The organism is Natronomonas sp. (genome assembly GCF_046710025.1).
GTDB lineage: Archaea > Halobacteriota > Halobacteria > Halobacteriales > Haloarculaceae > Natronomonas.
The window spans coordinates 1-7,318 of sequence record NZ_JBKEGK010000127.1 but is presented as its reverse complement, the minus strand read 5'-3'; the positions used below and the strand labels follow the sequence as shown (position 1 = coordinate 7,318).

At 62.1% G+C, this 7,318-nt stretch carries 6 protein-coding genes; 5 read left to right on the top strand and 1 reads right to left on the bottom strand.

What is annotated here, in order from left to right; all coding sequences use genetic code 11:
- Nucleotides 1-151: 151 nt before the first annotated feature.
- The 4 genes from ACI944_RS09445 to ACI944_RS09430 all read left to right on the top strand — a co-directional run bounded on the left by ACI944_RS09445 (nucleotide 152) and on the right by ACI944_RS09430 (nucleotide 3,709).
- Nucleotides 152-442 (top strand): hypothetical protein, encoded by a 291-nt coding sequence (locus ACI944_RS09445; protein ID WP_411718795.1) that lies wholly within the window; start codon nucleotides 152-154, stop codon nucleotides 440-442.
- A 634-nt stretch (nucleotides 443-1,076) separates the two neighbouring features.
- On the top strand, nucleotides 1,077-2,312 hold the full coding sequence (locus tag ACI944_RS09440) for a DHH family phosphoesterase (protein ID WP_411718794.1): 1,236 nt from the start codon (nucleotides 1,077-1,079) through the stop codon (nucleotides 2,310-2,312).
- 109 nt (nucleotides 2,313-2,421) lie between these two features.
- Nucleotides 2,422-3,405: a flap endonuclease-1 gene (fen, locus tag ACI944_RS09435; RefSeq protein WP_411718793.1), complete on the top strand. Its 984-nt coding sequence runs from the start codon at nucleotides 2,422-2,424 to the stop codon at nucleotides 3,403-3,405.
- A 73-nt stretch (nucleotides 3,406-3,478) separates the two neighbouring features.
- Nucleotides 3,479-3,709, top strand: a complete 231-nt coding sequence (locus tag ACI944_RS09430) for a BolA/IbaG family iron-sulfur metabolism protein (RefSeq protein WP_411718792.1) — start codon at nucleotides 3,479-3,481, stop codon at nucleotides 3,707-3,709.
- A gap of 73 nt (nucleotides 3,710-3,782) precedes the next feature.
- On the opposite strand, the gene ACI944_RS09425 is transcribed toward ACI944_RS09430, so the two are convergent.
- Nucleotides 3,783-5,426: a plasmid stabilization protein gene (locus tag ACI944_RS09425; protein ID WP_411718791.1), complete on the bottom strand. Its 1,644-nt coding sequence runs from the start codon at nucleotides 5,424-5,426 to the stop codon at nucleotides 3,783-3,785.
- A gap of 140 nt (nucleotides 5,427-5,566) precedes the next feature.
- Here ACI944_RS09425 and ACI944_RS09420 point away from each other — a divergent pair, with 140 nt between their 5' ends.
- On the top strand, nucleotides 5,567-6,982 hold the full coding sequence (locus ACI944_RS09420; RefSeq protein WP_411718790.1) for a class II fumarate hydratase: 1,416 nt from the start codon (nucleotides 5,567-5,569) through the stop codon (nucleotides 6,980-6,982).
- The last annotated feature ends 336 nt before the right edge of the window (nucleotides 6,983-7,318 follow it).

Here is a 7,318-nt window from a genome sequence, read left to right as displayed (position 1 = left end):
AACCGACACAATGCTGTTGATCGGCCTATCGATTGGCAATTTACTACCAGTGACGCCCGAATCAAACTACGACAGCTGTATCCGGTTGAGCCGGGGAACTAGTGAGACAACATTTGAACCTACACTAAGAGTCGATTTTTAACCTGTACCAATGTTTGACAACGATGGGCCTTGGAAAAACGACACCATCGAGGAAATCAATCTGTCCGGTGGCGAGCCGTCAGAGTATGAAGAAGTGGAAGATGAAAATGATCTTTGCGACTGTGATCCACAATACAAGGAGTCGCAGACTGTTCAACAGTCGGCAGGGGCGAACCTCGGGGGGTTCGGTGGGCAAGTTAGCGACGGGACAACAGTAATCGTCTGCACGAAGTGTGGAGACAGATTCTACGAAGACAAGGAAGAGACGCGAGGCGGAAACGGTTTTGACCCGATGATGTGAGAACATGGAAGGAATTGGTCGGCTTATTGGTGGGCTGGCGTCTGTCTATTTTCTCTTCGACTTCTTTTTCTGGAACGGTGGGCTTGTTAATCCGAGTATCCTTCAGCGAATAAGAAATGTGATGACATTAGCAGTCTAACCCTCTTCTTTGAACTATCCGATACGGAAGACGAGGGGGGCGGTTAGTTCCGTCTGTAGGCCAACCAATACGAGAGTGGAAGCGTTACTACTAGAACTATTACTGTTGATATCACCTGGCTGTAGAGGTCTGGAGGCAACACCTGAGCGGCAATGGCGAATCCGAGGATTATCAGGAGCGACTCATACACACCGAATTTCAGACGCCGTGTTAGAGTCATTAATAAAGTGTAATTAAAATCGGAGTATAACCCTGCCGGTAGCGGTGTCACAGCTTCAGTCTCAGTGTGTAATTGGTTCAATAACCTCGGTACAACACAGACGTAGTCATCGTGCTGGCTACATATTCTACCTCTTGTGCAACGATGGGTGACAATGCCACATATTCGATAGTTGTTTTATTTGATTCGGTACGAGCGGTATAAAATACGGAGAACACTGGGGCATAAACGGGTGACGAAGCTTTTTATTCGGACCGAGACAACTGGTGGCATGTATGCCCGCACAGCCCGCAGCCCCGGCGGCCACTACACGGCCCCTCGGTGCGCCTGGCGACGCCGTCGCGGGGGCGATGACGCGGCCGCTTCCCGGGTGGCCGGAGTTTGGAGGGCTCCCCGGGGACCCGCTGTACTACCCGGGCGGAGCCATCGTGGGCGCGCTCGCGCTGTACCTGCTGTACCGGCTGTTCCGGTGGCTGCGGCGCTCGGAGGGCGAGTCGTTCCGGAACCTTCTCCGGCGGTACGAGGAGATCACGATCCTGATGCATCCGAACCCCGATCCGGACGCGATGGCCGCGGCGATGGCAGTCGAGGCCATCGGTGGACGGGTCGGGACTGAGGCGGTGGTCCAGTACCCCGGTGAGATCCGTCGGCCGGAGAATCGGGCGTTCCGGACCGTGCTCGGCTTCGACTGCGAGCGGATCGAAACCGCCTCCGACCTCGAACGCCCCGATCGGACCGTGCTCGTCGATCACAACACCGCTCGCGGGTTCGTTGGCTCCGAGGATATCGAACCTGTCGCGGTCATCGATCATCATCCGGGCAACGGGACCGGATCGGAGTTCACCGATGTCCGCAGGGAGTACGGCGCGACCGCGTCGATACTCACGGAATACCTCGCTGATCTCGGTGCCGTCTTCGGTTCCGAGTCCACCGAGACGGCCGATGACGCTTTTGTCGTTGGTCCCAAACTCGCGACCGGCCTCACCTACGGCGTTCAGTCCGACACCAAGAACCTGACGCGGGGCTGTACGGAGACCGACTTCGATGTCTGCGCGGCGCTGTTCCCGGCCATCGATGACGACCTGCTCCGCCGGATCGCCACGCCGAACGTCTCACACGATGCTCTTCAGGTGAAAGCCGACGCGATCGAGGGTGTCCACGTCGAGGGCTCTTTCGGCATCTGCAACGTTGGCGAGGTAGATAACGTCGACGCACTCTCGCAGGCGGTCGAGGAACTCACGCGGCTTGAGGGGACGACCGCCGTCGTCCTCTACGGTGTCAACGACGGGACAGTCCACGTCTCGGCCCGGTCGAACGACGACCGCGTCCACATGGGTGAGTGCCTCCAGCGCGCGATGGGCGACATTGAGACCGCCAGCGCCGGCGGCCATGCCCGCATGGCCGGTGCCCAGATCCCGGTGAGTCAGATGGCGGTCGACGAGGCGTCCGGAGAGCCGGATTTCGAGCGATTCGACGACCGGATCCTCAGTGCCATGAACGGCGAGTACTGAGTCGGTACGGCCTCACGCCCCCTGGGACTACACTCAGTCGGCGGAACCACAGCCGCTGTCGATGCGCCGGATCGGCGGGTTCAAAGCCCCGACACCCTAATACGGGATAATGGGTAACGCGGACCTCAGGGCGCTCGCGGTCATCGAGCCGAAACCGTTCGAGGACCTCGCCGGCTCGGTCGTGGCCATCGACGCCCACAACTGGCTGTATCGCTATCTGACGACGACGGTACGGTTCACGTCCAGTGAGATCTACACGACGGAGTCGGGCGAGGAAGTCGCGAACCTCGTCGGCGTCGTCCAGGGGCTGCCGAAGTTCTTCGAGGCGGACGTGACGCCGATCTTCGTCTTCGACGGCGGCGTCACGGAACTGAAAGACGACGAGGTCGAAAGCCGGCGCGAGCAACGGGAACGCTACGAGGACGAACTCGACGCCGCACGGGCGGGGGAGGCCGACGCCGCCGAGATCTCGACGCTCGAGTCACGCACCCAACGGCTCACCGAGACGATTCAGACGACGACTCGGGAGTTATTGTCGCTGCTCGACGTCCCGGTTATCGAAGCCCCCGCCGAAGGCGAGGCCCAGGCGGCACATATGGCGCGGTACGGCGATGTCGACTACGCTGGCTCGGAGGACTACGACACGCTCTTGCTCGGCGCACCGTACACGCTTCGAGGGCTAACCAGCAAGGGCGACCCCGAGTGCATGGACTTCGAGCGGACGCTCGAGGAACTCGGCTTGACCTGGGAGGAGCTCGTCGACGCGGCCATCCTGATGGGCACGGACTTCAATGAGGGTATCAACGGCATCGGCCCGAAGACCGCGGTGAAACTGCTCCGCGAGCACGGCAACCTATGGGACGCACTCGACGCTCGCGGCGAGTCGGTCCCGAACGCCGACCGCATCCGAGAGATGTTCCTCAACCCGGCCGTCACCGATGAGTACGACTACGACGCCGATATCGAGCCGGATATGGACGCGGCCCGCCAGTACGTGACCGAAACGTGGGAGGTTCCCGCCGAGGAGGTCGCTCGCGGCTTCGAACGTATCGAGGAATCTGTCGTTCAGACGGGCCTCGATCGCTGGCGTTGAGCGTCGATCGTTGGTCTCGTGCCGGGGTATCGATCCCGGCGAGCTTTTGGTTCCCGCGACCTCACGAACGAATATGACCCCCGAAGAAGTCGAAGCCCGGATAGAGACAGCACTTGAGGAGTGTGAGGCGACGGTGGAGAAGGCCCGCGGCGAGCACGACGATGACCACCTGCGGGCAACCGTCGTCTCGCCGGTCTTCGATGGGGAATCGCTCGTCGATCAACATCAACTTGTTTACGACGCTCTCGGCGAGGCGATGACGACGGACATCCACGCCTTGGAGCTCACAACCCAGACCCCGTAGCGAGGACGAGCATAGCGAGTCCTCAAAAATCGAGTTGGAGAAGCGCGACCAGTGAGGCGAGTGAGTTCGTCGCTTACTCTGGTGTCTCCGTCTCGCCGGGGACGCCGCGGCCACGGTAGGACTCGCCGCCCCACTGGCTGAGCCAGATCTCCTGGTTCGAGAGGTACAGCGCCGCCGCCGTATCGAAGGTGTCGTCGGCGACGCGCCACTCGTCGGCCGTGGTGTCGTACTCGACGGCGGCGTTGTAGACGGCGGCCTGCCCGAACTCGCCGCCCGCCGCCGGCGGCAGGGGCAGCGTGTGGTCGGCGTCCTCGTTTCGCGATGACGGGCGTTCGGCGCGCTGGAGGCGGCCGCGGTTGAGCGTTTGATTGAAAAAGCGCGCGTACTGCTCCGTGAGGTCCATCCCGAGCACGGCGTCGGCCGCGTTGATTCCGCCGGTGATGTCGCCGGCGTCCCGGGCCGTGATCAGGTACGTGTCGGCATCGGGTTGGGAAGCGAACGTCCCGGCATCTTCGTCGAATAACTCATCGGAGAGGTACCCGATGACATCTTCCGCGGTTCCCGTGTGGTCGACATCATCGAGCTGTGAGGCCCACACGAGCCCCTGCCCGACGACGCCCTGGGTTGCAGCCTGGTTTTCGTTGCCCCCGCCGACACGGCCGTTGCCATCGAGGTTGCTCTCAACGACGCCCGCGAGACCGTTCGCGTATTCGACGGCGCTCTCTCGGAGTTCGTCGCGATCGGTCTGGGTGCCGAACCAGCCGATTGCGCCGAGCAACTCCCCGAGTAGGCGGGTGTTCGACACGTCGCTCGGAGGGACGGCGTTCATCGTCGTTTGCCCCATCCCGTTCGTGAGCATCTGGATGTTCTCGGCGGGGATGATCGGTTCGGGGTTCACGTAGCCGTACCAGCCGTTCTGTGCGAGGCTGTTCAGTCCGGAGAGGAACCACACCATTCCGGCGTGGTGTCTCGGCCGGGGAGTCTCGTCGACGACGCCCTCGCCGGGGCGGAACGCCGAGGCTAACAGCAGGTTCTCATCGTTGAGCCGGAGGTTGCCGCCGCCCTCCTCGGTGACGAGCGCGAAGACGGTGCCGACCTGTGCGAGCGTCGAAAGCACCATTGAGCGGAACTCCGCGGCCAAGTCGTCCGGCAGAATGTCGAAGTGTGCCTCGAAGTTCTTCGCCCAGGTCACTCCCTTGAGGTGCGTCCACGCCAGTGCCGACGGGCTGACGACGCCGGACGACGCCGAAGGGTCCCATTCGAGCGACGACGCATCCGGACGGTCGTTGTCATCCTCCAGTACCGGCTCCTGGGTGAAGTGGGGGTCACCCTCGGTAAACGGCGCCATATTGAGATTCGGATTCGTGACCGGCGGCCCCGGTTGTTCGGCGACCGTCAACATCTCCGGAAACCGCTGTTGGAATAGTTCCTGTTGCTCGTCGGTAGCAGGAAACGTGATCCCGTTCCCGCTCATCGAGATGTTGGTGCTCATGTTGTACAGCGAGTACCAGTATGAGTCCCAGGTCGCGTCCTCCCAACCGTAGGCCAACTCGGCCTCCGATTCCGGTGTCGACTCGCCGGCAGGCGTCCCATCGTCGGGTGTTCCACTCTCTTCCCCGGAGCCCCCGAGGCCGCTGCAACCCGCGACAGCGACGAACGAGCCGGCACCCAACGATTTCAAGACAGTGCGCCGATCGGACAGCGGTGCGTCGTTCATACGTATACGTCTCCGGACAATCATGATAAGGGCGCAGCAGCTATGCGATGAACCCACACGCCCATCGAGGATTTATAAATGGTACCGGGTCTCAGTCAGCTTTCGATGCCCTTTAGCGACACCCGCGAGAGGGGCCGATCATGACGGACGACGATGACCAACACCGGATCGAACGCGACAGTCTCGGCGAGATGAAAGTCCCCGCGGACGCCTACTGGGGCGCGCAGACGCAGCGAGCAGTCGAAAATTTCCCGATCTCGGGCATCACATTTGGCCGGCGTTTCGTTCGCGCGCTTGGGGTTGTAAAGAAGGCTGCCGCAGAGGCCAACCGCGAACTCGGCCTTCTCGAGGCCGACAAGGCCGAGGCGATCGTTGAGGCAGCCGAGGAGGTTATCGCGGGCGACCACGACGACCAGTTCCCGGTCGACATCTTCCAGACCGGCTCCGGCACCTCCTCGAACATGAACGCCAACGAGGTGATCGCCAACCGCGCGACCGAGATCTACGGCGCCGAGTTGGGGTCTCGGGAGATACACCCGAACGATCACGTCAACTACGGGCAATCGAGCAACGATGTCATTCCGACGGCGATGCACGTCGCGTCGCTTGAGGCCGTCGAGAAGGACGTAATCCCCGGACTCGAGGTTCTCGTCGAGGAACTCGAAGCAAAGGGATCGGCCTTCGACGACGTGGTCAAGACGGGCCGAACCCACCTCCAGGACGCGACGCCGGTCCGACTCGGCCAGGAGTTCGGCGGCTACCGGACCCAGATTGAGAAGGGCATCCACCGCCTCGAGTCGACGCGAGAGCGCCTCGGCGAACTCGCGTTGGGCGGCACCGCGGTCGGCACCGGGCTCAACACACACCCCGAGTTCCCCGGACTCGCCGCCGAGAACATCGCGGAGGAGACTGGACTCGCCTTCCGCGAGGCCGACAACCACTTCGAGGCGCAGGCAGCCCACGACGCGATGAACGAGGCTCACGGGGCCCTCCGAACGGTCGCGGGGTCGATGAACAAGATCGCTAACGACCTCCGGTTGCTCGCTTCCGGACCCCGCAACGGCCTTGGCGAGATCGAACAACCGGAAAACCAGCCCGGCTCCTCGATCATGCCCGGCAAGATCAATCCGGTCGTCGCCGAGTCGGTCAACCAAGTCCACAAGCAGGTCGTCGGCAACGACGCCGCCGTCTCCGCCGGTGCCGCCCGCGGCGAGATCGATTTGAACCTTTATAAACCGGTGCTCGCGCACAACTTTCTTGAGAGCGCCGGACTCCTTGCCAACGCTGCCGAGACGTTCGGGCAGCGCTTCGTCGGCAAACTCGAGGCCAACGCCGACCACTGCCGGACGCAGGTCGATCAGTCGATGGCGCTCGCGACGGCGCTGAACCCGGCAATCGGCTACGACAAGGCTTCGAAGGTCGCAAAGAAGGCGCTCGCTGAGGATAAGACGGTCCGTGAGGTCACCGTTGAGGAGGGGTACCTCACCGAGTCTGAGGCCGACGACGTCCTCGACCCGCGAGCGATGACTGAACGGGTCATCCTCGGAGACGACTGAGCGGACCCACGCCCCTTTTGCCGGGAGCAAACGACTGCGGTCTCGGCGAACTCTCCGGCTTCGATGTCGGTCGGAGCGGCTCACTCAGCGGATTTCGACCAGTCCGACGAGCGTCAGACACTCATACATAAATTTAGGGGTCGCTGTTCGGGCGGTGAAAATGCTTCGCCGTTATTAGTCCATGTAGCGTGTAAGGCTTGATATGTCGGAGATGGAGTCACCGGCGGAAATCGGCGAGACGGATAGCGAAGATTCGATCACAGTGTCGCAGTTGCGGGCAGAACTGAACGGCACGGGCCACTCGGAAGTGCCGGGAACGGCGGTGTCGGAGGTCGT